Below are 24288 nucleotides of genomic sequence, written 5' to 3'. Positions count from 1 at the left end.
ATACTGTGCTTTCAAGTATAGCGGATTTCTAATATAATTACAAATGGAATGCGGGTGACAAAAACCTGCTCAAAACCTTATCCCTGATACTGTGACATATACAGATCATAATAAAGACCTTTTCGTGCCAACAGCTCCTCGTGGCTGCCGGCCTCCATAATATTTCCATTATCCACATACATAATGCGGTCTGCTCCCTGGATCGTAGATAAACGGTGGGCAATGATGAAAGAGGTTCTGCCCTTCAGCAGCTCATCCAGTCCCTTCTGCAAAGCGATCTCCGTCTCAGTGTCGATGCTGGAGGTTGCCTCGTCCAGGATCAGGATCGCCGGATCATTCAGAAGTGCCCTCGCAAAGGAGATCAACTGACGCTGTCCCACAGACAGACGGCTTCCCCTCTCATTAACCTGTGTCTGATAGCCATCCTCCATCTGCATAATGAAATCATGTGCCCGCACAGTTTTGGCAGCACGGATGACCTCCTCATCGGTAGCCGTCTTATTGCCATAACGGATATTGTCCATAATAGTTCCGGAGAAGATAAAGCTGTCCTGCATCATAACACCCATCTGGGTACGCAGGGAATGAAGTGTCACCTTGGAAATATCCTGTCCGTCAATTCGTACACATCCACTGTCGGTATTGTAGAAGCGGCTCAGAAGATTGACGATCGTGGTCTTGCCTGCACCGGTCGGACCCACAATGGCAATCGTCTGTCCCTGATCCACATGAAAGCTGACGTCCTTCAGGATCGGGATGCCATCCTCATAACTGAAAGTAACATGATCAAAGTCTACCGTGCCCCTGATCTCCGGCATCTCCACTGCGTCCGGTGCATCCGTTACTTCCACCGGCTCATCAATGGTCTCAAAGATACGTTCCAAATAGGAGATTGCCGTCAGAACGCTGTTATAAAATCCGGCAATGGTATTGATCGGCTGCCAGAATCTGGAAATATATGCCGTAAACATCACAAGCACACCGACCGTCACACCGGATCTGCCGCCTCCAAGAATACATGATACACCCACCACATATACAAAGGATGTGGTGATCACAGAGATCAGATCCACCATAGGACTCATCATAAAGTTATAATAAACTGCTTTGAGCCATGCTTTCCGGTAACTCATGCTCAACGAATTAAAGATCTTGATATTTTCCTTCTCCCGGACAAATGCCTGGGTAACACGGATACCGTTAATACTCTCCGCAATATAGGCATTGAGATTGGACTGCTTATTGCTCTGGAGCTGCCAGCTGGCACGCTGTTTTCTCTTTAATACCACCACATAAATGATCAGCACCGGCAGGCCGCAGAGACAGATCCATGTGAGCTTCGGACTGGTGCAGAACATAAAGATCAGAATAAAGATCAGGTTGCACAGATCCGTAATGGTATTCAGAATACCATTGGACAACAGATCACTGAGATTGTTGACATAATTTACCACACGCACCTGAATCTTGCCGTGAGGCCTTTCGTCATAATAGCTGAACGGAAGCTCCTGCAGATGGGCAAACAAGTCCTCACGGATCTCGTGAATAATATCCTGTCCCACCTTTGTCATCTGATCGATCTTTAACCACATGCAGATCACGGAATATAGTACGATCAGGAAGGTATAGATCACCAGACGGATAATACCATTCATATCCTTCTGCGGAATATATCGGTCCATTTCCAACTGAACAAACTTCGGGATCAGCATGGTCAGTGCCGAAGAACTCAGCATCAGCACCATGATAAAAAACATCTTGCCAAGGTATGGTTTCACATACCCTCCCAGTCTCTTTAACTGGTTTATGTCAAAGTGATCCTCTAAGGTTTCATCCACATCATATCGATTTCTTGCCATTTATTTTCACATCCTTTCTGACTTATCCCGCCATCTCGGGATACTGATGATGATATACCGTCGCATAATATCCATCCCGGGCAAGCAGCTCGTCATGAGTTCCCTGCTCAATGATCCTGCCGTTATCCAGCACAAGGATCTTGTCTGCATTTCGTATAGAAGAAATACGGTATGCGATAATAAACGTGGTACAACTATGATTGATATTGTCTAACTGCTTCTGAATATAACTCTCCGTCTCCATATCCACCGCAGATGTTGTATCATCTAACACAAGGATCGCCGGGTCCTTCAAAAGGGCCCTCGCCAATGAAATACGCTGCTTCTGTCCTCCGGAAAGACCAACTCCACGCTCTCCCACAATGGTATCATACCCATCCGGCAGCTCCTTGATAAACAGGTTGGCGTCTGCCATCTTCGCAACTTCCTTCACCCGTTCAAAACTGCAATCCGGCTGGCCATATGCGATGTTTCCCTCGATAGTGTCCGAAAAAAGGAACACATCCTGCATGGCAATACCGATATTATCACGAAGCTCATACATATCGTAATTTTTCACATTAATGCCATCCACCAGCACCTCGCCGTCTGTGGCATCAAAAAAGCGGCACAACAGATTGATCACTGTGGATTTGCCGGCACCGGTAGTACCGATAATGCCCACAGTCTGTCCCTTCTCCACCTGAAAACTGATATCCTGCAGAATATCCTCATCATCGGCCCGGTAAGAGACATCCTTAAACTCCACTCTGCCCTCCAGCTTTTTGTGCTTTGCCGGATGCACCGGTCTCTTTACATCCGGCTCCGCAATATAAGTAGTGTAAATCTTTTCTACAGATGTCGTAAATCTCTGTACATCGTTGATCCACCATCCTGCCATGCGCAGCGGCTGCATAAGCATCCAGAGATATCCGTTGATGGTTACGAAATTACCCATGGTAATCTCCCCTTTGATCACCATCCAGCCTCCCATCAGCATCAAAATGATAGTCAGCAGATTAGACAACAGCTCAAACAACGGAACATATCGGCGCCAGATCCTTGCAGCCCCCAGCTCCGCCTCGCGGTAACCGTCATTTTCCACCGCGAACTTCTCCATCTCATAATCTTCCTTGGCAAACGCCTTGACCACGCGGTTGCCGCTGATATTTTCCTGCACATATGTATTCAGGCTGGAGAATGCCTGACGGCACTTTCCAAATGCCGGGTGTACGTTTTTGGACTGGCTCCATGTGGTAAGCGCCGTCAATGGCAGCACCGGAAGCATACAAACTGCAAGCTTCCAGTCTGTCATAAAGATCATCAGCAATGCAAAGACAAAATATAATATATTTTCGTAAACAATATAAATAACATATGCCACAAAATGACGGATCGCATCCATATCTCCGGTCTGACGGCTCATAAGATCACCGGTACGGTTCTTATTGTAAAATGCAAAATCCTCCTGCAGAAGCTTGCGGTACACCTTATCGCGCATACTGTACAACACTCCCTGAGAGCTTTTCTCAAAAAGAACCTGGGAAAAGAAACGGCAAAGACCTTTAATAATGATCGTTCCCAGCAAAAGTGCGATCAGATATGGCAGCATCCCGGTCTGCCCGTCATTAATAACATCATCCACGATCATTCCCGAAATAACAGGATTGACAAGGGATGCCACAGCCAGGATCGTCACCAGCACAAGCCCCCAGAACATTTTCCACTTATACTGCCGCAAAAAACTGTAAAACCATTGCATCGGAGTCATTCTCGACTACCCCCTTTTTATTTTCTTATAATTCTCTCTTTTTCACATCGATTTACATTTTGTTATGAAGCGAAAATTAGTGTAGCATGGAGCTTTCAAGCATGCTATAATGAATCTTGAAAAAAACTGAATAAATCTATTTTATAAACTAATTTTTTTTGTAACTTTTTTATGAACACTTACCGGAAAATATGTATTTTACCTATTATAAGGAGTCCGAAAATGAAACCGATTGATAAAAAAAATGTATTTTTTCAATATATTGACCGCCTCAATGCCCCATTGGAGGTATTTATGCTGGAGGAAACACCTTCCGGTGCAGGGGTCAGTCCTCACTGGCATTATTACCTGGAAATGCTCTACATTCTGAAGGGTGATCTTCAGGCCCAGTGCGACAACGATTTTTACATGCTGCATCCCGGTGATCTGATCCTTTTTTATCCCCAGGCGGTTCACTCTATGCACCGTGCACCGGAGTCGAAGGAGGATGTCGAATATTTTGTGATTATGATCGACCTGAATTTTTTAAATATCACAAATGAATACCGGACCCGTTTTTCCAAGCTGTTCCGGATCGCATACCAGCAGAACCCGGATTATATCCATTTCCGCCGTACGGAGCTTCAGGAGCTTCCTATTCTGCAGCTTCTGTCCCACAGTCTGGAGGAAAAACGAACACATTCCTACGGGTATGATGTACTGATCTGTTCCAATATTGCTTCTCTGCTGACCTATCTGATGCGGTGCCTGCAGAAAAAGGGCGTGGATACAGACACCATCATTACTGCACCGGACGATTGTGATGCCTCGATCTACTCTATTTCCAAATACATCGAGCAGCACTGCGGAGAACCTCTGCGGGTACATGAGCTGGCACAGATGTGCGGCATGAGCTATTCCTACTTTGCCAAACTGTTCCGGGAAACCTACAATCAGTCCTGCAAGGAATATATCGAATTTACCCGCATCAACAAGGCAACCGACCTGCTTCTTTTTACCAATCAGGATCTGACCTATATCAGTCAGGAGACAGGCTTTGCCGATTGCAGCCATCTGATCCGCACCTTCAAGAAATGGAAAGGAATGACACCAAAGCAATGGAAGAAAACTCTTAAATAACGAAAAATAAGAAACTTTTTAGTTTTCAAACGGTCATTTTATGGTATACTTGTTATCATGTGACTTGGAAGGGTTCTTTCCCTATACGGAAAGGAGACACTATGAACTATTGGCATAATTTTACCGGTCATCTGAAAACGATCCTGCACCACAAGAATCTGGTCCGCCATTACTGTTTTAAAGCAGGCCTTTACAAGCAGGGGATCATGCACGACTGGTCAAAATATTCTCCCACCGAGTTCATTCAGGGAGTAAAGTATTATCAGGGTGGAAAGCGCAGTCCCAATTACGGAGAGAAAATGGCAAAGGGATACTCCTCTGCCTGGCTTCATCACAAGGGACGTAATCGTCATCATTTTGAATATTGGATCGATATGGCGATCGATCCAAAGGAGGGCCTGCAGGGCATGCCAATGCCTACACGTTATGTTCTGGAAATGTTCTGTGACCGTATCGCTGCGAGCAGAAACTACAACCGCGAAAACTACGACGACTCCTTTGCACTTGCTTATTATGAAAAAAATAAAGACCACTATCCACTGCATCCGGAGGCACGGGCACTTTTGGAGAAGCTGCTCCATATGCTTGCCGAGGAAGGGGAAGATGCAACCTTCTCCTATATTCGCATGGAAGTAGATTGGAAACATTCTCCCAAGCATTAATCCGATCCCTGAACCCGGAATGATCATCGGTGTTTCCAATCGAAAAGATATTATCTGCAGCCCACAAGCTGCAGGCTTTTGGAAAGGCAGAAAATGTATTATGAGCAAAAAGATTATCAACTTTCTACGAAAATATAAATATATGATCCTTGTATTGTATTTCCCAATATATATGCTTTGGTTCAACTGGCTGGAGCGCCGTCAGATCCCACATTTTGCAATGATACACTGCAGACTGGATGATATGATCCCATTTTGCGAATGGTTTGCCATCCCGTATTTTTTGTGGTTCTTGTATGTATTTGTTTCTATTATTTTCTTATTTCTCCAGTCAAAGCATATGTCTGATTTTTACCGGTGCAGCGCAGTCCTGATGTTAGGCATGACTACCTGTCTGATCATTTATACCATTTTTCCAAATGCTCAGCCACTCCGCCCCGATGTTATGCCAAGAGACAATTTTCTGACACGCATCGTAGCAAGTCTTTATGAGGGCGATACCCCAACCAATGTATGTCCCAGCATTCATGTTTACAATTCCATCACAATTCATGTTGCACTGTTCCAGAGCTATGCCCTGCAAAATAAAAAAGGCTGGAAGACAGCCTCTCTGGTGCTCTGCATCCTGATCTGTCTTTCAACCATGTTTCTCAAGCAGCACTCCATTATAGATGTAGGATGTGCCATACTATTATACATTTTCTATTATATGGTCGTGTACCGTTCGGAGTTTTTCGCCCTCAAACGAAATATTCCTGCACAGACCCCTTCCAAAACAAACTGTTAGTTACAACGTCATTCAGTCGATTGGTGCACACACATCCATTAACCATTCTGCCTCGTTGCGGTCCAGATATGGCGAAATAGTTTCATACACCTTTTCATGATATGCGTTTAACAGCTTCTTATCCTGTTCTGTCATCTGCTCCGGCGCAATGGCATCCCGGTCAAACGGAGCCATAGTCAGCGTTTCAAACCCTAAGAATTCTCCAAAAGCATTTTTTTCCTTCTCAACACAGAGAATCAGATTTTCCAGACGGATACCAAACTTTCCTTCCAGATACACCCCGGGTTCGTCCGATGTGATCATCCCCGGCTGCATTTCCACGTTACCGTCCGGCTGTGCCAAAATACGATAACGGATCGCATTGGGCCCCTCATGGACATTCAGCAGACATCCGACACCATGACCGGTGCCGTGGTTAAAATCACACCCCATATTCCAAAGAGGCTGTCTCGCCAAAATATCTAAAGCCACACCACTGCAGCCTTTCTTAAACTTTGCCGCTGCCAGACGAAGATTTCCACAGAGTACCGCTGTATAATATTTCTTCTCTTCTTCTGTTGCTTTCTGTCCCAACAGAATCGTCCGGGTAACATCCGTGGTTCCCTGCAGATAATGGCCACCGGTGTCCAGAAGAAGAAATCCCTCCGCCAGCAGACGGGCATCCGTCTCCTCTGTAGCACTGTAATGAACGATAGCACCATGAGGTCCATATGCGGCAATCGGATCAAAACTCGGTCCCAGATAATCTCCTACACTCCCCCGGAATGCCTCCAGCTGTGCCGCTACCATCCTCTCGGTCAACGGCATCTTCTGAATATTCTGCTTGAGCCAATAAATAAAACGGGTTAATGCCACACCATCCTTAATATGCGCAATACGTTCTCCCGAAATCTCCGCAGGATTTTTTACCGCCTTCATCATTTTGACAGGATTGATCACACCAATAATTTTGGCACTTTCCGGCACCACGCTAGCCAGCCGGTAATTTGCCACATACATATCCATTGCCACACGGCTGCCTTCTTTGACCCCGGCCAGATAATCATACACATCATCATATTCCCGCAGAATAACACTGTCCCTCGCCAGCTCCTGCCGCAAACGGGAGCTGAAAGCACTTTTATGCGCAAACAAAAAGCATTCCAACGGCTTAATGACCAGATATCCCAATACTACCGGACTGCAATGGATATCCTCTCCGCGGATATTCAAAAGCCATGCAATATCATCCAGAGATGTAATCACCAGCATATCCGCCCGTTTCTTTTCCAGCCATTTGCAAACGGCATCCAGCTTCTCTCCGCGGGTCACTCCCGTAAACTGCGGTGCAAGACTGTACGCAGGCTTTGCTTCAATTGCCGGACGGTCCGGCCACACCATACCTGCCAGATCAAAATCCGTAATCAGTCTGCCTCCCTTACCCTCCACGATCTTTTTGAGCTGCAGGGCATAAAATGCATCCACCATACGCCCGTCAAAACCAAGGCTCTGTCCCGGCTGAATATGCTGCGCAATATATTCAAAAATCTTCGGAACTCCCGGCTCTCCCATCCGGAATAACGTGATCCCGCTGCCCGCAAGCTGCTGCCGGGCCTGAAGAAAATACCTGCCATCGGTCCACAGACCGGTCTCTGTCCTGCTTACCAGCATATTTCCCGCAGATCCGGTAAACCCGGACATATATTCCCGGCATTTAAAATAATCTGCCACATACTCCGAACCATGGAAATCATTGGTCGGAATATAATAATAATCAATCCCATACTGCTGCATCAGATTTTTTAATAATGCTAATTTTTCCGTCACCTTCATCTCTCTTAACCCACCTTTCAAAATACCAATTTATAATTTTAGTATTTGTACGTTCTTTTTAAATTATAACCCTTTTCTTCTGCTCTACATGGTTTTCAGAATATTACTCAGCTCTGCAAACTGCTCCAGCGACAATGCCTCGCCCCGGATCGTCTCGGAAAGTCCCATCTGTCTCAGAGCCTCTGCTGTCTGCTGCTTTGTTACCGGCAGACCGGCATCATTCCCAAGGCCATTTTGAAGCGTTTTCCTTCTCTGGTTAAATGATGCCCGGATCACCCGGAAGAAAAACTTCTCATCCACAACCTTTACCGGTGGCTCCTGATGACAAGTCAGCCGGATCACCGCAGAACCAACCTTGGGCCGTGGCATAAAGCAGTTCGGCGGTACATTGGCGGTAATCTCCGCCTCGGAATAATACTGTACTGCCAGAGACAATGCACCGTAATCCTTTGTTCCCGGTCCTGCCTGCATCCGCTCTGCCACCTCCTTCTGTACCATAACTGTCACACTTGCTAATGGCACATGACTTTCAAAAAGTGCCATAATGATCGGGGTTGTTATATAGTATGGCAGATTTGCCACCACCTTAATCGGTCTGCCCTCGTTATATTCCTGTGCGATCTTTCCAATATCCAGCTTCAGAATATCCTCATTCACCACCGTCACATTATCATACTCCTTTAACGTATCTGCAAGGATTGGCAGAAGTTTTTTATCAATCTCAACCGCCATCACCTTTCCTGCATGCTCACAAAGATACTGCGTCATAGTTCCGATACCCGGACCGATCTCCAGCACGAAATCATCCTTCGTAATATTGGAAGACTCCACAATACGCTCCAACACATGGGTATCGATCAGAAAATTCTGACCAAACTTCTTCTGAAAATGAAAATCATATTTCTGTAAAATCTCTATGGTATTCTGCGGATTTCCTAATGTTGCCATAACCGCTCCTTTCTATATAATACGATACATCTTTTTTGCATTTTCCTCTGTGACGCGGATCACTTCTTCCCTGTCAATCCCCTTGATCTGTGCGACCGCATCCACCACATAAGTAAGCTGCCGGGAATCATTGCGCCTGCCCCGGTTGGGTACCGGAGTCAGATATGGGCTGTCCGTCTCCAGCAAAAGCTGCTCTAACGGTGCCTCCTTCACAACCTCCACAAGCTTCCTGCCGTTTTTGAAAGTAACCACACCTCCAATGCCCAGATAAAAGCCCTTTCTAAGATAAATTTTTGCCGTCTCCACCGTATAAGAAAAGCAGTGGATCACGCCACCCTGACTCCAGTCACAATGCTCGTCCATGATCTGCAGGGTATCCTGCGCCGCATCCCGGCTGTGAATGATCACCGGCATTTTTGTTTCCTTTGCCGCCTCAAGCTGGCGAATAAACCATTTCTTTTGAAGTTCTCTGTCCGGCTCATCATAATAATAGTCCAGACCAATCTCTCCTATCGCCACAACCTTCGGCTCTCCGGTCAGCCCTTTCAGCCATTCTATCGTTTCATCTGTCATTTCCGGCACACCATCGGGATGAACTCCCACGGCACTATATACAAAATCATGTTTCCTGCTTAACGCCACGGCGTCCTTTGTGGACTGAATGCTTGCGCCAACTTCCACAACATTGCCTACTCCGGCGTCACGCAGGGAAGCCAGCAGTGCCTCCCGGTCCTCTGCAAACCGTTCATCCATATAATGTGCATGTGTATCAAAAATCATCCTTTTCACCATGTCTTTCTAAATAAAAATCCCCAATGTCTGCATTCTATCATACCACAGATCATTGGGGACGTCATCGTTCATTTTAATTTATAACGGAAAATCCGAATTAAACAAACAGGAAAAATATCAATGTATCGATCAGAAATACCGGGATCAGACAGCTAACGGACCATGCCATATATCCAAAGAAAGAAGGCATCTTAATTCCGTTTTCCTCCGCAATGGAACGAACCATAAAGTTCGGTGCGTTACCAATGTATGTGTTGGCACCCATAAATACGGCACCACATGAGATTGCCATCAGGAAGATCTTCGGAATGGTTCCATCCAGTACCTTGACCATTGTGCCACCCGTCAAAGCGGAATGTACTGCTGTGGTGAAGAACACCAGATAGGTTGGTGTATTATCCAAAAAGCTGGACAGGAATCCGGTCATCCAGAAGAACTGCCATGGCTTCTCAATACCAAGCTCGCTTCCTCTTGCCTTGAGGATCAGGAGTGCCGGAATCATTGTAATAAAAATACCGATGAAGAGAACTGCCACTTCCTGAATGGCATCCCATGTAAAGTGATTCTCCTCACGCACCTCTTTCTTCGTGGTGCGGAAAGAAAGGAATGCTGCAACAAGGATCATTACCATTTCCAGAATAGATGCATAACTTAACTCAACCTCTCCGTAGAAATGGATACCCTTTGCAAAAAACGGCACCTGCTGTGGCAGTACACCGCTTAAGATAACTGCTGCCACGATCACGATCATAAAGATAATGTTGTGAGCACCGGTCAGACGCAGTTTCTTTTTCTCCTCACTTGTCTCCGGCTTGAGACCATCTGCCACATCCTTCTTGTATGCGTTATTATCAATAATGAAGAATAACAGAAGCAGAATTGCCACATTGAGCAGCATAACCGGCAGAAGATTTAAGCTCCAGAAGAAACTGACGCCATTGTTAAATCCCATCAAAAGCGGCGGATCACCAACCGGTGTCAGACAACCGCCGATATTGGATACCAGAAAGATAAAGAAAATAACGATCTGTGCTTTACGCTGACGCCATTTATTGGCACGGATCAGCGGACGGATCATTACCATACTTGCTCCGGTGGTACCGATCCAGCCGGATAACGCGGTACCGATCAACAGCAACAGCACATTGAGCTTCGGGGTTCCCACCAGATCACCCTCCAGCACGATATTACCTGCGACGCAGAACAATCCAAACAGCAATACGATAAATCCAAGATAATCACCGATAATGGACTCTAAAACCTGCTCCCAAGCTGTTCCTGCCCCAATAAATACGGCAAATGGGATCACAAAGGCCAGTGACCAGAAGATAACCGCCGCCGGCTTCCATTTTTCCCACCATTCGCCTACTACAAGAGGACAAATTGCAATACATAACAGCATTCCAACAAACGGGATACAATATGAAAGTGATAATGTGCTTCCAACACTCTCTGCACCCTTCTCCGCCGCAAACGCCACGGAAGAGTTCGCCATCAAAGCACATAACGCCAAGGCTGTACCCCATACCGCAGATTTTAATTTTTTCATGATCTACGCCTCCATATTTCATCATAAATTTGCGCAAAAAAACGCACGGCAGAAAACTCATCTCATTTTCTACCGCGCACATTTTAACACATTATTTCATAAAAAAACAACCATTTTTAATAAGATGAAACAGTCTTGTTTTGTGCATAATGTCCATAAGCAGTTCTATTTAGAACTTTGATGGTTGAGTTTCTCGTTTTCACTAAGACTTACCCGGAAAAAACGCTTCATTAACTGCACTTTATCAAAGGGGAGCAAAGGATATAAATAATTACGTCCATTGATCGTACGGGTACACAGCGGAGTTACGATCAATATCACAGTTCCTGCCAGAAATCCCCAAAGACCAAATATTCCCGTCAGGATCAGAAGCTGTATTCTCATAAACTTGATCGCATAACCTAATTCCATATTACTCTGACTGTAATTGGCAATGGCCACAAACGCCATATAAAGCATGATCTCCGAATTAAACCAGCCCGCCTTTACCGTATAATCCCCAAACACAATGCCCGCAATAATACTCAGCGGAGTATTCAGCATATTGGGCGTATTCACCGCCGCCATCCTCAGACCGTCGATCGCCACCTCCAGGATCAGAAGCTGCGCCACCGGCGGAATATACATGGGATCCTGTATCTTTATAAATTCAAAGGCATGAGGCACCCAATCCTCATGCTGCATCAGCAGGATAAAGACCGGCGTAAGAAAGATCGACACCACATTAATAAGGAACCGGCTGAACCGCAGATACGTCCCTGTCACCGGAGGAAAATAATAATCATTGGCATCCTCTATAATCTCAAACAGGGAGGTGGGCAGAATCATCGCTGCAGAAGAATTGTCACACAGGATCACAATGCTTCCCTCCAGAATACATGCTGCCGTGGTATCCGGCCGTTCCGAAAACTTAAACTTCGGAAACGGATTCAGCCAGCCCTTTTTAAAAATACATTCTCCCAGACTCTCCTGGTTCATCGTCAGAGAATCCACGTCAATGCCCCTCAGACGCTTCATAAGCTCCCGGAGCACACCGGGATTCACACGGTTACGCATATAACAGACCGCCACATCCGTCTTAGAGCTTCGACCGATATCCACCAGCGTAAAGGATAACTCCGGATCACGGATACGCCGGCGGATCAGGGCCATATTCGGAATCAACGATTCGATAAATCCGTCTCTCGCCCCCCGGAGTACCTTATCCTTGTCCGGCTCGTCCACACTGCGGCCGGGATATTCCCGGAAATCCAGTGCCAGAATAATGTCATAGCCCTCCACCAGCAGGCAGCTCATACCGGAAAGCACCGCTTTCACAAAAGCCTCCTGATCTGCAAGCTTCATCAGGTCCAGATACGGGATCTCCTGCTGTAAAAAGTCCGCAAAATCTTCCGGCATCTGTTCCGGCGTGATCTTGTAAAAGAACTCCATCACCTTCTCCGAAACCTCACCCTTCAAAAATCCGTCTACCGTATAAAATGCCGCCTGTCTGCCACCGATCACAAAACGCCGGCGGATCAGATCAAAGCTGTCCTCAATGCGAAGCAGCTTTTTAATCTCCTCATCCCGTTTTTGAAAATTGCCCTGAAATATGTCCGCCATATGCATCCTCCATTCCGCAGACGTCTGCGGCACAATATTTTTAAACCTGTTCTGTCGAACCATAGTATGTCCTGTTTTTATCCGATCAATACATGCCAGGCGTTGACATTCCATCCGGTGTCGTCTAAAATTTTAATCAGGAGGTGAACCTTATGTCCATCTGTGACAACGACGTTATATTATTCCATCAGGCATGCCGCAAGATCATCCATCAGGAACGTGCCTCCATGGGCATTGGCACCCTGTCCGAAAAAACGGTCCATGCCGTTCTCAAGGCATTTTATGAATCGGATCCGGAGCATCAGGAGATTCCTGTCGAAAATTTTGTCGCAGATATTTTACGGGATGGAGAGATCATCGAGATCCAGACCAGAGGCTTTAACAAGCTGCGCCGCAAGCTGGACACCTTTTTAAAATATTATCCGGTCACCATCGTATACCCGATCGTCCACACCAAATATCTTTACTGGATCGATGAAGAAACCGGAGAAATTTCTTCCAAAAGAAAATCTCCGAAAACAGGCACCATTTACGATGCCGTTCCGGAGCTTTATAAAATAAAAATGTATCTGAATAATCCAAATCTTCACCTGTGTCTGGTTCTCATCGACGCCGATGAATACCGCTTATTAAACGGCTGGAGCCGCGACCGCAAAAAGGGCTCTTCCCGTTTCGACCGGATTCCTACGGAGCTTGTAGATGAATTTTATATTGGCGGACCTGCCGATTATAAATGCTTTATCCCGGAGGGACTTCCCAATGATTACACCTCAAAGGATTTTGCCAAAGCTGCCCGCATACCGGTGGGGTATGCCCAGACACTGTTGGGAATCCTGTATTCCCTGAATATTGTGGAACGTACCGGCAAAAAAGGCCGGGCGTATACATACCGAAATATATTATAGTAGAAAGGATGTATCAAATGAAAAAGAATATCAGAAAAATAACAGCACTTTTATTAACTGCCGCTTTGGCACTGTCCGCTTTTTCGGTCAGTCCGGCACAGGCTGCCGGGAAAAAGAAAGCGGCCTTTGATCCCAATGGTAAATATCATGCAACCCTTGGCATCCAGACCTGCACCAATCTCTGGCTGACTCATATGGGTTATTATGAAAAGTCTCAGAACAGCTATTACAATACCAAAAATGCAGACAATCTCATGTACACGGACAAAGAAACAAACAAAGACACTGCGGCTACCGGCACTCTCACCAATGCAGAAATCGCCGGCAACGGCACCTATACCGTCAAGCTGGAGGGACTGGATTCCATGAATGAAACAGACATCTCCCAGCTTCACATCGCCACGGATATTCCGTTAAATGATAAGGTTAAATTTACCGATGTCAAGGCATCGATCAACGGCAGAGAAATCCTGAGCTTCGATGAAGGTGTTCCGGAAAACGAAGAACCTTATCTGCAGGGTGGTATGGTCATTCTTCTGTTGAATCACTGGCGTGCTGAGCTTGTCAAAGAAGTCGCTGCCAAGGGACTTTCCGAAACCGCGGAAAGCGGCTGGAAGCTTTTGCAGGGAACCGGTGATGAGAATGTGGAAATCACTTTTACCGTATCCGGTTTTGATTATGACAATCCTGACGCAGTTGCAGCCGACGAAACTTCCGCCTCTGAAAACCAGCCTTCCTCCAGCGAAACAGAGAATCCCTCCGGCAATTCTTCTGTGCCGTTTTATCCAATTGCCGTAGCAGTTATTATCTTAATTGTGATTTTCGGAGTCATTATTGTGAGAAGAAAATAAAAGAAAGAAAAATTCAGACATTCCGGTAACGGTAAATGCTTAACAGCATACCGTACAATGCCAGAGTCTCTGCAATACCGCTATAATCCTCCGTGCCAATCCCCCCAAAGACCGGTATCAGCCCAACATAATGATTTCCCGGTGTCAGGCTGAACGCCTGTGCCGCCGCATAAAGAATCCGGAGTAAAATAACAAATCCAATGGATACTCCTAACAATCTGCCGGTGCGGTCTGACTGTCTCCATGCCTTTTTTACCAGCCAGACGGTAAATACTGTCAACGCTCCCAGTACAAACACCACCGGCAAAATTCCCACATAGGCCATAAGGGTATTCAAATCTCCATGCGTAATATATAAATACACCTGTTCTGCAGAATATTCATTCTGCGCCAGCTTCTGCGTCAGAATGTCACTGGTTCCGATCCATTTGATCCCCTGCATCATCTGCACATGAAATAACTGCAATGCCGAAACCTGATCGTCCCCCACAATCGTTTTCCACAATGCACTGTATTCCCGCCTCCGTTTCTCCGAGAAGAACAAAAACATGGTGTTCCAGCCTGCATGATGATAATATACGGACCACCGTGCATGACAGACTACCGCAAAATCATACAACATGTAGATTCCCTTTGCCAGCACAAGCGCAACTCCCGTGATCCGGACCGTTTTCCTCTTGGGCAAAGAAATTATATTCAGCTGTACTGCCATCACAAACACAAATGCCAGATATAACGCCGTTGTCCAAAACGTGAAATTTCCCCAGCTTCCCAGCTCACTGTCCGTCACCGACCAGTCAAAGGAGAGTACAAGGGGCAATGCCATTGCCAGAAGAGACTTCTCCATCTGATGCGGTTTTCCTTTCCAGTAAGAAATCATCAGTCCGTAAATCGGGACATACAATAAATAATACCTTCTGGTGATCCAGCCCTTTTCCCCTCCCAGTAAGTGCTGCACCGTATCATCCAGAACCGGACAGATATTTCCCCCAATCCCTGTCCGGTGTATCAGATACCATACCGGAGTGATCATCAGTATCAGTCCTGCCCATACACTGAACTTCTGATATTTGGTGTACGAAATATAGGACACAGCCGTCAAAACGATAATACACAAAAACAAGTCGATCCAGTTAATCTGTATTCTCCGGGGTAATGCAGCAGAAACAAGTGACCAGAGCTGCCCCCGCATATCCCGTTGAATACAATAAACCAACGCCATGCCAAGTCCCAATATAAAAAGCATTCCCAGCCACGGAAGCAGCACCTTTTCCGGACGATGGATCTGATCCAGCGCCTTTCCGGTCTCCACAGGATCTCCCATTTGTTCTACGGCAGCTTTCATCGCTTCCGCCCTCGTCATGCCTGTTGAGATCCGGTATTCCGTTTCATCATCAATATGATCCTCATATTCCCGGTAAATTTTCTGCCGTACCGGGCGGTACTGCAGCTGCTCCGTCAACCGGGAAAGATATTGCAGCTTTTGATCCCCCTCCGCTATCGTACCCTCATCGTCCCGTAATACATTATCTCTGTCATTTCCTTGATCTATCCTGCTCATCGTATCACCCCCATCATATTTTGATACCGTATGCGGTCAGTCAAGCTGCAGCTGCATTACATGCATCACAGCTCCCGCATACTCCGCCCACTCCCCTTTTTTGCGCTCCAATTCCTGCCTGCCATCCTTGGTAATCTGATAATAGATCCTTTTCTTCCCGGCTGCTTCCCCCTCATAGGATTGCAAAAATCCGCTCTTTTCCAGAGAATGCAGCAACGGATATAGCGTGCCAACCTTCATCTCAAAGACATCCTGAGAACGTTTCCGAAGCTCCTCAATCATCTGGTAGCCATACATATCCTGATCCTTCAATAGCTGTAGCAACAGCATCGTATTACTGCCTGACAATAAACTTTTATCCATTGTGAATCTCCATCCTTTCCTGATATTTTCCCAAAACAATATCGACCATCGATATAATAGATTATATATCGATGGTCGATAATTGTCAACGGATTTTAAAAAAATTTGCACCTAAAAATATAGCCAACCTAAAGTAAAATTTAGACTGGCCATATTCTTGATCATTTGATTTAGAAAAAGATGTTTGTTATTTGTTTGCTCTTATTTGCTTATTGTCTTTTCACTGTTACAGTTCCCAGCACTTCCTTCGTCATGCAGTTACGCACCAGGAAAGTCAGCGTATCCGGAAGCTCGGCTGTTCTGTACTGATCATGCTCTGTCAGCGCACCGTCTTTGCCCATGGAATCGTCTCCATAACCGCCCTCACTCGCAATCTCATTTCCATCCCCATCGAGAAGATAGAAGCACACATCGGAATCTTTGGTTTTGATCCATTTATCCCATGTCTGCGCTTTCGGGTCTGTTGTGTGATACTTCACGGTACAATTCATATTCAATGCACTCTTCTCAAAATCAATCCCATCAAGAACCAGCCTGGTTCCCTTTATGGTTTGTTTTTTCTCCGGCAGATAAGAAAGTGTTTCTGCCTTTCCGGACTGATCCTTTAAAGTAAAGGAAATGGAATCCTTCAGCTCCCGTTCCTCCTGATCCGGTGTATAAACAACCGTATCACAGGAATAGTCCAGCTTTTGCATCTTCGCATTATTTTCAAAGCTAATGTTATATACGAGAGTACCATCGGCCTCTGTCTGGTAATCCATAGACTGGGAAGCCACATCATCTGCCCTGATCCACATTCCAACCTCCACACATGTCTTATTCATGCGCTTTGCGTACTGTGCGATCGTTTCCTTTCCGGTATCCTCTCCTGCAATTTTCAGCTCCGATGCATAGAATGTATTTCTCTCGGACCAGCACTCTGCCGGCACCAAAAGATACTTGTCACTGGCCGGTTTTGCAACTGCTTCCACATAAACCCGGTTTTTGTCACAGAGAGCTTCTCTCACGGAAAAATCGGCATATGCAGACTGTTCCGTATTGCTTCCCGGCGTCTGTTCCACATCGGTCTCCCTGAGCTTTTCTGCCTGATCCCTGATCTCCTTTGTTTCCCCCGAAAAAAGAGATAAGATGCTGGTATGGTTGATCGCCGCATATGCTGCTCCAACCCCCTGTGTGACCACCAGACATGATAATACCGCCGCCACGGCTATCTTTTTACAAGTCCAGAATTTCTTCATATCGTTTTGCTCCTCCGTCTGCATTCTTCGAAGGGTTTTCTGATTAAGAATACTCTCTGGTTTAACTTCCTGTTGGTAGACATCCTTCAACAACCGATCCATTTCATACTTCATAACCTCTTCCCTCCAAATACAATCTGATATTTTGTCTTGCTTTGGCCAGGCGGCTCAGCACTGTTCCCCTTGGTATGTGTAGTATTCCTGCAATCTCCCCGGTGGAATAGTCCTGCGTATAATGAAGAAGAACCACCACTCTCTGTTTGTCCGGCAGCTGCTTAACGGCTGTCATCACATCACGCCCCACTTCCTGCTCCAAAATATTGCTCAGTGGATCGTTCTGCCCGCTGATCACCCATTCTGCGCTCTCATAACTGACTTCCGGTATCAATTCTCTCCGACGTTTGTCCTTTTTCGTCCGGTTTTTCCATAGGTTGACAGAAATACCCATCAGGAAGCTCTTGATATTGCCACCGCGATCCAGTCTGTGGCCGATCTGAATCGCTTTCACAAAAGTATCCTGATAAAGATCATCCGCCTCTTCACGACTCCCGGTCAGGTGAAAGCAGAAACGATAAATGTCATCTCCATATTCCTGTATGATCTGTTCCATTTCCTGTGATGACATCTGCTGACACCTCCTGTCCGGTTTCCCGTATTTTGATCTTCACCTATATATTGTCGTGAGAATGTTTTTGATTCATTTCCTCAGGAAGTCTAATTTTTTATCTCCTTTCTCTATTTTGTTTTGAATACCGCATTTTTACTAAGTCCTCTCTTACGCAGCAGCTTTTTATATTCTTTTGCCTTTTTCTTTGGCACATTTACAACTGCTTCAGAAGAAGTCTTTGCAAAGGCTTTCTTGCCTATTGTCTTGGCTTTTAATTTCTCTGTCTCAATGACAATTTCTTTCAAATTTTTACAACCTTCAAAAGCCCGCTTTCCGATGGAAACAATCTCTTTTCCGATTGTAATTTTTTTCAACTTCTTATTTTTGCGAAAAGCATTGTCCGCAATGGATGTCACCTGATATTTTACGCCATTTACTTCAATACTTGATGGAATTGTAATGGACGCTTTCCCTGTTTTCTTCGTAGAAATATACGTCACCGTTGGCTTTTTGTCCGTTGTACCGGTCACCTTATACGTTGCTCCCGTCTCATCCGTGAGTTTGCTGTCTTTTTTCTCCGTTTTCGGAACGGAAGACTGTTTTGCAGATGATTGTGCCGTCTCCTGCGGCGCTGCTGTCGGAATCGGAGTCGGCGCACCCGGTGCCGGCGTTGGCATATCCGGTACTGGAGTCGGCGCACCCGGTGCCGGCGTTGGCATATCCGGTACTGGAGTCGGCGCATCCGGTGCCGGCGTTGGCGTTCCCGGTACAGGAGTCGGTATATCTGGTGTCGGGGTCGTTGTTCCCGGCGTCGTTGTCGGCGCACCTGTGGCAGGGGTCGTTGTTCCCGGCGTCGTTGTCGGCGCACCTGTGGCCGGGGCCGTTGTTCCCGGCGTCGCTGCCGGTGCTCCGGAGGCCGGGGTCGTTGTTCCCGGCGTCGTTGCCGGTGTACCTGTGGCAGGGGTCGTTGTTCCCGGCGTCGCTGCCGGTGCTCCGGAGGCCGGGATTGATGTGACCGGAACCGATGTAGCCGGCACTACTGTCGGTTTTACCGTAGGCTGTGGCTTCTCCACTTTAGGTAATACCGTGCTTTCTTTCGTAATCTCTTTCGTTCCCTGCGCATCTCCAAACAGTTTTCCACAGTCTTTACAGAGATAATATTCTTTATTGCCTTCTTTGGATTCCGTCGCTGCAACAGCATCTACTTTTACCAGATCATGACCGCACGCCGCACGTTGAACCTGCACCTTCGCCATAATATTTTCATAACTTTGTGCATCTTCACCGGTATAAACGACATCTATTGTCACACTTTCCTTTTCCGGAATATCCATGCCTATGCTATCTTCGGAAATTTCCCAGCCGTTTTCCAGCTTCAGCATATCCTGTGTTACCTTCTTCTGCGTAAATGGAACCGAGGCACTTGCTTCCGGCACATTATCCGGCTGTGCTGCTTTCGCAATCGTATACTCTTTCTCCGCCTTGACATCTCCCTGTGCGAGCACTGCAGTAATAGTACCCACCGAAGTGATATCCGTCGTAGTTTTTCCGTCACGCAAATACTGAATATCGGCTGGTTCAATCCCAAGTGCTGTCCACGCATCCTCATAGTCCACATCCGCACCGTGCTCCTTCTTGTCATAAACTGCGGAAGCCACTTTCAAAACTGCGTTTGCCTGATGATCTTCTGCCCATTTACAAGTTGCAGTCAGTGTATCGTCCTTTGCTGTATAGGTAAATGTATGTGTTTCTTTGCTATCCTTTTCATTGGTGTATGCTTTGGTACAGTTTACATAACCATCATACACTGTGTTTCCTTCTTCCTTCACCAACGTCGGATAAGCATCTCCCGTTTCTTCCGAGAGCTTCTGATACCAGGCTTGCGTTCCATCCGAAATCTTATCATTTAAAAGATAGCAGATTTCCCCGGATTTGAAAATTTCTGCCGTTCTTCCGATACCGGCACGAATCTCTGTATCTTCTGTCTCCACATTTTCTGTCGCATCATAGTAACAATTTGTAATCGTTCCATAGTTTCCGGCGATTGGGAAAAGAATCTTGCTTTCATCCGGTTTTGTAGAAAATTTTTTAAATATTGACGTATCAAATTCATTCTTAACCGCCAGACAGTTACGGATCTCTCCCAGGTTCACACCGGCTACCGTACCCATCGGATCATAACCACTCTCGTAAATACCACTAGTAGAAACACAATTTAGCGTAATCTTACTTCCTGCTACCTTACAATTCTCGATCAGGCCACGGTTAATCCCGCAGATTACACCCGCCGAGCCTCTGCCGTAATATTTTTCAATTTCATCCTCCGAACCCGGCAGCCAAATATCTTCGATACAGAGATTCCGGATCGTCCCCTTCAATGTACGACAGATGGCACCGGTAGCATTTTGTTCTCCCTTCATTTTTTTGATGGAATATCCGTTTCCGTCAAAGATTCCTGCGTAATCACCAATATAAATGGTTAACCTTTCGCCATTCATATCAATATCCGCCTCCAGTCTGGCATTGATATGATCATCGACAGCCGCCATCTTGAAAAAGCGGATCAGCTCTTCTTTGTCGGATATTTTCACATAGTCTGTGCCATGATCTGTAACGACATCCAGACTTTCCAGGGTCATATCCCGTGTCACACGGCTTCCCCCATAATAGCAGCTGCCATAATCATAATAATACTTGGAACTACCATCATAAGATTCCGGTGGATTCAAATACATTTTACCTGCCGGCAGAGTACTCATCTTCTCCGGAACTCCATCAATTGTCACATTATACTCCCTGACATATGACTTCATTGTAACTGTCATGTCTGATGTGATCTCGGTTTTTTCATTAAATTCCGTGCCATCCTTCGTCTGATATGTGTAAGTATATTGGGTATCATTAAATAATTTGCCAAATGCGGTATTTTTTTCCACTTTTACCGTACAATATGGGCTTTCACTTCCGTCAAGAACAAATTGAACCGTACACAACTCTGCATCGGATTGTCGTTCCAGCTTCGACGTTTCTTCATACCATTTATAAAGATAGGATTTACCGTCAATCTCAATGACATTACTGCCCTTTCGCAGATAAGCCTCTAATGTTCCGGTTTCCGATGTTTCCAATGTACTTGACGGATACCCGTTAACCGCAGTAACTTTCCGACTCGCCGGCAGATCTGAAACCGTCAATTTTTGTAACGAATAGCCATTCCTATCCTCAAACGACGCTCCTGATGCACTACCAAGCAATCGTGCCGCACCCATCTTTAATGTCACTCTACTCCACGTTGTGGTATTTATATCTCCACCCAGAAACTGATAATCACCATAATAAACCAGGTTAGACATATAACAATTGATCGCGCCTCCCAGCATATGCCATTGTTCCAAATAATTTATGTTTGCGCCCCATGCCGTTAGCGTTCCCGACTCCATCGTAAAACTTCCACCGACACTAGAATATTCGTCAGAACCGCCTCCATGAAGCAAATAACCTGCATTATTTATCTCCAAAGAAGAACCCGGTGTGCCGGCATCTTCACGGACAGTCAGCTGACCATACAGTTTAAAAATAACGGAGGTATTAACTTTTCCATTTCCTTTATCTAACACCGGTATGGTAATGGTATTTTTCCCTTTAAGATACAGGTTCGCTGCCCCCATAATCTCCATAAATGGGAACAATTGGTCTCTCTCATCATCGCTGGCACAACCTTTGATATCAAGATCATACAGATCATCATTTTGAATATTTACGTTGTCTAAGATCACATTTGCCTTCACTCCATCCGCCACCGTAATATGTACATCCATATAAGTGCCATTGATCTCATTGCTCCCTGTGATCGTGTAAGTACCGTCTTCCGTGATATTAATCTCGATGATCGTTACTTCATGTTTCGTGCCGCCATAATCCGCAATGGTCTTCTCGGTAAGTAATTCCGTATCTTGAAGATTATAGGTAACATTTTTTTCTGCCTGAACGCTTACCTCCTGTGCATATGCGTGGGTTACCGGAAATACCGGGACTCCCGTCAGTACCGTTGCTGAAAGAGTACCAATACATACCGCTTTCGTCCATTGCTGCTTTAAATTTTTCCGGATTCTTTTAATCTGAGACTGATTGTTGTTAAAATAAAACTTTTTATGCATACTTTCTCTCCATTTCCTTTCGATATTTCCAATATCGGTCTCCGAAAACTTTCGTTTCGCTGTTCCATGGTTTTTCCGCACTTGTATAATGAATAATACAGGGATTTTCACGATAAAGCTCCTCAAAAAGTTTTCTGTTGTTTACATTTTCCTTTGCCAACTGCTCCGGGATATAGGTCATGTAATTCCATCGGCAGTCCACATTTTTCACTCTTCCATCGAACACAATATTTAAGACATCCTGGTCATTGTAGTAATAATTATGACGATGAAGAATTTCAAATACCTGTTTCTGGGTAATCCTTTGTCGCACTTTTTTCAGATCCATGACAAGAACACCTGCATTAAAATAATTTTCCGGCGTTTTCATGCCAAGAGCATCTGTTCGGTAATTGTCTACATTATAGGGAAAACGATCCATGAAAATGGGCTTTTTAATCTTTGATAAAAGACGAAAATCCTCCGACCTGACAGCCGCTGCTTCGCAGTCTCCGAGCTCCACATCATATAATCCGCTGATATCTCCTTCCACGATGAGATCGCAGTCAAGATACAGTATCCGGTCATACTTTGCGAACATTTCACCAAATAGAAACAAACGATAATTGGTCTCGACCGAATAATAGGCCCCCACATCGTATGCTACCTGCTTTTCATATTGTTCCATCGAAATAAAACGGATAAAAACATTTCCTTCTTTTTCCATTTCGAGAATTCTTTTCTGACTCTCCTCACTGATATCCTTATGCAAAATAAGAACATCATACAACCGCTTTGTATCTCTGTTTTTCAACACAGAATAAAGAGCAGCTGCCAGATGTCTGGCATATTTTTCATTGGCTGCAAAACAAAGATTCACAGGGATACATGCCGGTTGAATCGCTTCCATACCTATTCTCCTCCTTTTTTATTTTTAGTGCTTACTTTAATGTTACCATAACTCCTATTTCACCACAATAGTTCCTGTAGCAACGACAGGAAATTTTGCAAAAATTAACAGGACGAAGCCTGTAACTGTTCCTAGCAGCAAATTCGTGAAGTGCCGGCTCTACGATATACTCATAAACACCGTCTACATCACCATCCTCCAACTGCGAGAAATTAGCAAATACAAATGCATACCAGAAACGAAAGAAATTATCTGTCAGCCTGTATGTTCCTCTATTGCCATTTGCCCGTTCCTTTCCTTTCGCATCAACCGAGAATTCCCGTTGGACAATCCCAAGTTCGATCAAATTTTTCAGATATACACTTGTTTTGGAAGTGTCCTCCATTAACGACCTCTGACTGATACTGTTTAAGGTTGTATTGCCAAGTGCTACCACTTCAATAACGGAATTATAAACCGGAGTTTCCCGAAGCTCCTGATGCAGCAGAAAATCAACCTCACTGTATAAAATACATCCCTTTGTTAAAATATTCCTCTTAATATTCTCCGCAACCGACAGCTTCTGATCCCATTGTTTTAAATAATGCGGAATACCTCCAAGAACGGAATACGAAATCACTTTATCCCGTTCAGAATAATCAGGAAAGAAAGACATGCGGTTTTCCTTTACAGAATTCTCTGAGCGTTTCCGTCTTGCCAACACGCCGCCTTCCATATAAAACAACAAGCTGTCCACCCTCTGCTTCATATTTATCATTTAAAAAATCAAGCTCTGCTTCTCTGCCAATAAACATAAACTACACCTCCCGGAATGCTATATCAGATATTACCAAATCA

At 45.4% G+C, this 24288-nt stretch carries 20 protein-coding genes; 5 read left to right on the top strand and 15 right to left on the bottom strand.

The window, feature by feature from the left end:
- Positions 1–77: 77 nt before the first annotated feature.
- Both H8704_RS05870 and H8704_RS05865 read right to left on the bottom strand, forming a co-directional pair.
- The gene (locus H8704_RS05870; protein WP_249297667.1) at positions 78–1859 is read right to left on the bottom strand and encodes an ABC transporter ATP-binding protein; all 1782 of its coding nucleotides are present in this window, start codon (positions 1857–1859) and stop codon (positions 78–80) included.
- 22 nt (positions 1860–1881) lie between these two features.
- A complete protein-coding gene (locus H8704_RS05865; RefSeq protein WP_249297666.1) occupies positions 1882–3609 on the bottom strand; it encodes an ABC transporter ATP-binding protein in 1728 nt (575 codons plus the stop codon).
- Positions 3610–3831: 222 nt separating this feature from the next.
- Here H8704_RS05865 and H8704_RS05860 point away from each other — a divergent pair, with 222 nt between their 5' ends.
- The 3 genes from H8704_RS05860 to H8704_RS05850 all read left to right on the top strand — a co-directional run bounded on the left by H8704_RS05860 (position 3832) and on the right by H8704_RS05850 (position 6177).
- On the top strand, positions 3832–4728 hold the full coding sequence (locus H8704_RS05860; protein ID WP_249297665.1) for a helix-turn-helix domain-containing protein: 897 nt from the start codon (positions 3832–3834) through the stop codon (positions 4726–4728).
- Between the two features lie 101 nt (positions 4729–4829).
- Positions 4830–5390, top strand: a complete 561-nt coding sequence (locus H8704_RS05855; RefSeq protein WP_249297664.1) for a DUF5662 family protein — start codon at positions 4830–4832, stop codon at positions 5388–5390.
- Positions 5391–5490: 100 nt separating this feature from the next.
- Positions 5491–6177, top strand: coding sequence for a phosphatase PAP2 family protein (locus H8704_RS05850; RefSeq protein ID WP_249297663.1), 687 nt, complete (start codon positions 5491–5493; stop codon positions 6175–6177).
- 12 nt (positions 6178–6189) lie between these two features.
- Here H8704_RS05850 and H8704_RS05845 read toward each other — a convergent pair whose 3' ends face one another.
- The 5 genes from H8704_RS05845 to H8704_RS05825 form a co-directional block, all read right to left on the bottom strand.
- The gene (locus H8704_RS05845; RefSeq protein ID WP_118676801.1) at positions 6190–7989 is read right to left on the bottom strand and encodes an aminopeptidase P family protein; all 1800 of its coding nucleotides are present in this window, start codon (positions 7987–7989) and stop codon (positions 6190–6192) included.
- 84 nt (positions 7990–8073) lie between these two features.
- Positions 8074–8937 (bottom strand): 16S rRNA (adenine(1518)-N(6)/adenine(1519)-N(6))-dimethyltransferase RsmA, encoded by an 864-nt coding sequence (gene rsmA / locus H8704_RS05840; protein ID WP_249297662.1) that lies wholly within the window; start codon positions 8935–8937, stop codon positions 8074–8076.
- A gap of 12 nt (positions 8938–8949) precedes the next feature.
- Positions 8950–9717, bottom strand: a complete 768-nt coding sequence (locus H8704_RS05835) for a TatD family hydrolase (protein ID WP_249297661.1) — start codon at positions 9715–9717, stop codon at positions 8950–8952.
- A 109-nt stretch (positions 9718–9826) separates the two neighbouring features.
- Complete coding sequence (locus H8704_RS05830) at positions 9827–11278, bottom strand: sodium:proton antiporter (protein ID WP_249297660.1); 1452 nt, start codon at positions 11276–11278, stop codon at positions 9827–9829.
- 165 nt (positions 11279–11443) lie between these two features.
- Positions 11444–12880 (bottom strand): spore germination protein, encoded by a 1437-nt coding sequence (locus H8704_RS05825; RefSeq protein ID WP_249297659.1) that lies wholly within the window; start codon positions 12878–12880, stop codon positions 11444–11446.
- Positions 12881–13032: 152 nt separating this feature from the next.
- Between H8704_RS05825 and H8704_RS05820 the strand changes: the two genes are divergently transcribed.
- The gene (locus tag H8704_RS05820) at positions 13033–13785 is read left to right on the top strand and encodes a hypothetical protein (protein WP_249297658.1); all 753 of its coding nucleotides are present in this window, start codon (positions 13033–13035) and stop codon (positions 13783–13785) included.
- Positions 13786–13802: 17 nt separating this feature from the next.
- Positions 13803–14636: a hypothetical protein gene (locus tag H8704_RS05815; RefSeq protein ID WP_249297657.1), complete on the top strand. Its 834-nt coding sequence runs from the start codon at positions 13803–13805 to the stop codon at positions 14634–14636.
- A gap of 13 nt (positions 14637–14649) precedes the next feature.
- Here H8704_RS05815 and H8704_RS05810 read toward each other — a convergent pair whose 3' ends face one another.
- From H8704_RS05810 to H8704_RS14370, 8 genes are all read right to left on the bottom strand, one after another.
- Positions 14650–16197 (bottom strand): permease prefix domain 1-containing protein, encoded by a 1548-nt coding sequence (locus tag H8704_RS05810; RefSeq protein ID WP_249297656.1) that lies wholly within the window; start codon positions 16195–16197, stop codon positions 14650–14652.
- 36 nt (positions 16198–16233) lie between these two features.
- The gene (locus H8704_RS05805; RefSeq protein WP_022464080.1) at positions 16234–16560 is read right to left on the bottom strand and encodes a PadR family transcriptional regulator; all 327 of its coding nucleotides are present in this window, start codon (positions 16558–16560) and stop codon (positions 16234–16236) included.
- Between the two features lie 209 nt (positions 16561–16769).
- Positions 16770–17912, bottom strand: coding sequence for a hypothetical protein (locus H8704_RS05800; protein WP_249297655.1), 1143 nt, complete (start codon positions 17910–17912; stop codon positions 16770–16772).
- Positions 17902–18423 (bottom strand): RNA polymerase sigma factor, encoded by a 522-nt coding sequence (locus tag H8704_RS05795; protein WP_249297654.1) that lies wholly within the window; start codon positions 18421–18423, stop codon positions 17902–17904. The genes H8704_RS05800 and H8704_RS05795 overlap by 11 nt, the downstream gene beginning before the upstream one ends.
- Positions 18424–18533: 110 nt before the next feature.
- Complete coding sequence (locus H8704_RS05790; protein ID WP_249297653.1) at positions 18534–22562, bottom strand: leucine-rich repeat domain-containing protein; 4029 nt, start codon at positions 22560–22562, stop codon at positions 18534–18536.
- Positions 22555–23451 (bottom strand): glycosyltransferase family 8 protein, encoded by an 897-nt coding sequence (locus tag H8704_RS05785; RefSeq protein WP_249297652.1) that lies wholly within the window; start codon positions 23449–23451, stop codon positions 22555–22557. The genes H8704_RS05790 and H8704_RS05785 overlap by 8 nt, the downstream gene beginning before the upstream one ends.
- Positions 23452–23482: 31 nt before the next feature.
- The gene (locus tag H8704_RS05780) at positions 23483–24151 is read right to left on the bottom strand and encodes an AAA family ATPase (RefSeq protein ID WP_334299399.1); all 669 of its coding nucleotides are present in this window, start codon (positions 24149–24151) and stop codon (positions 23483–23485) included.
- Entirely contained in the window at positions 24090–24245 is a 156-nt protein-coding gene (locus tag H8704_RS14370; RefSeq protein ID WP_022464701.1) for an ATP-binding protein, read from the bottom strand. The genes H8704_RS05780 and H8704_RS14370 overlap by 62 nt, the downstream gene beginning before the upstream one ends.
- Positions 24246–24288 lie beyond the last annotated feature (43 nt).

The sequence above is a fragment of the Jutongia huaianensis genome, assembly GCF_014384985.1.
In the GTDB taxonomy this organism is placed as follows: domain Bacteria; phylum Bacillota; class Clostridia; order Lachnospirales; family Lachnospiraceae; genus Jutongia; species Jutongia huaianensis.
Note: the sequence above shows the minus strand (reverse complement) of the source record. Positions and strands in the feature narration are given on the sequence as shown.

Coding starts and splice junctions, on each gene's coding strand:
- H8704_RS05870 (WP_249297667.1), bottom strand. CDS start 1,859: ATGGCAAGAAATCGATATGATGTGGATGAAACCTTAGAGGATCACTTT.
- H8704_RS05865 (WP_249297666.1), bottom strand. CDS start 3,609: ATGACTCCGATGCAATGGTTTTACAGTTTTTTGCGGCAGTATAAGTGG.
- H8704_RS05860 (WP_249297665.1), top strand. CDS start 3,832: ATGAAACCGATTGATAAAAAAAATGTATTTTTTCAATATATTGACCGC.
- H8704_RS05855 (WP_249297664.1), top strand. CDS start 4,830: ATGAACTATTGGCATAATTTTACCGGTCATCTGAAAACGATCCTGCAC.
- H8704_RS05850 (WP_249297663.1), top strand. CDS start 5,491: ATGAGCAAAAAGATTATCAACTTTCTACGAAAATATAAATATATGATC.
- H8704_RS05845 (WP_118676801.1), bottom strand. CDS start 7,989: ATGAAGGTGACGGAAAAATTAGCATTATTAAAAAATCTGATGCAGCAG.
- rsmA (WP_249297662.1), bottom strand. CDS start 8,937: ATGGCAACATTAGGAAATCCGCAGAATACCATAGAGATTTTACAGAAA.
- H8704_RS05835 (WP_249297661.1), bottom strand. CDS start 9,717: ATGATTTTTGATACACATGCACATTATATGGATGAACGGTTTGCAGAG.
- H8704_RS05830 (WP_249297660.1), bottom strand. CDS start 11,278: ATGAAAAAATTAAAATCTGCGGTATGGGGTACAGCCTTGGCGTTATGT.
- H8704_RS05825 (WP_249297659.1), bottom strand. CDS start 12,880: ATGGCGGACATATTTCAGGGCAATTTTCAAAAACGGGATGAGGAGATT.
- H8704_RS05820 (WP_249297658.1), top strand. CDS start 13,033: ATGTCCATCTGTGACAACGACGTTATATTATTCCATCAGGCATGCCGC.
- H8704_RS05815 (WP_249297657.1), top strand. CDS start 13,803: ATGAAAAAGAATATCAGAAAAATAACAGCACTTTTATTAACTGCCGCT.
- H8704_RS05810 (WP_249297656.1), bottom strand. CDS start 16,197: ATGAGCAGGATAGATCAAGGAAATGACAGAGATAATGTATTACGGGAC.
- H8704_RS05805 (WP_022464080.1), bottom strand. CDS start 16,560: ATGGATAAAAGTTTATTGTCAGGCAGTAATACGATGCTGTTGCTACAG.
- H8704_RS05800 (WP_249297655.1), bottom strand. CDS start 17,912: ATGAAGTATGAAATGGATCGGTTGTTGAAGGATGTCTACCAACAGGAA.
- H8704_RS05795 (WP_249297654.1), bottom strand. CDS start 18,423: ATGTCATCACAGGAAATGGAACAGATCATACAGGAATATGGAGATGAC.
- H8704_RS05790 (WP_249297653.1), bottom strand. CDS start 22,562: ATGCATAAAAAGTTTTATTTTAACAACAATCAGTCTCAGATTAAAAGA.
- H8704_RS05785 (WP_249297652.1), bottom strand. CDS start 23,451: ATGGAAGCGATTCAACCGGCATGTATCCCTGTGAATCTTTGTTTTGCA.
- H8704_RS14370 (WP_022464701.1), bottom strand. CDS start 24,245: ATGTTTATTGGCAGAGAAGCAGAGCTTGATTTTTTAAATGATAAATAT.